This window comes from Agrobacterium sp. MCAB5 (assembly GCF_052114365.1).
In the GTDB taxonomy this organism is placed as follows: domain Bacteria; phylum Pseudomonadota; class Alphaproteobacteria; order Rhizobiales; family Rhizobiaceae; genus Agrobacterium; species Agrobacterium tumefaciens.
In genome coordinates this window covers 1-415 of record NZ_JBFREP010000303.1, presented here as the reverse complement: position 1 = coordinate 415, position 415 = coordinate 1, and the positions used below count along the sequence as shown (strand labels likewise).

The window sequence follows — 415 nt, the reverse complement described above, 5'->3', positions numbered from 1 at the left end:
CAATGTGCTTGAAGGCACGGAGATGTCGAATATCCGCGAACTGTTCGAGACAAACGTCTTCGGTGCGATGGCGATGTCAAAAGCTGTCCTTCCGCAGATGCGATCCCGTCGCTCAGGCGTCATCGTTAACGTCAGCTCGGCCGTCACGATAAGGCCGTTGCCCGCGCTTTCGGTTTACCGCGCCAGCAAGGCAGCGCTCAATGCCTTCACGGAGAGCCTCGCGCTCGAGGCGGCGCTGTTCGGCATCCGCGCTAAACTCGTCCTACCTGGCTCTGCACCGACGACCGGCTTCGGCAAGAATGCTGTCTCGCGCATGGGCATGGAAATCCCCGAGCCTTACCAAGCATTCGTCCAAGACTACCTGACGAAGTTGAGATCCGGGACTGAAGTCACGACGCCGGATGAGGTCGCAGAG

The 415-nt window shown here is 59.5% G+C and carries 1 protein-coding gene; it reads left to right on the top strand.

Features of this window, described 5'->3' with window-relative positions; all coding sequences use genetic code 11:
* The coding region (locus AB4Z23_RS28740) for an SDR family NAD(P)-dependent oxidoreductase (RefSeq protein ID WP_441361346.1) at nt 1-415 on the top strand (415 nt) is incomplete at both ends.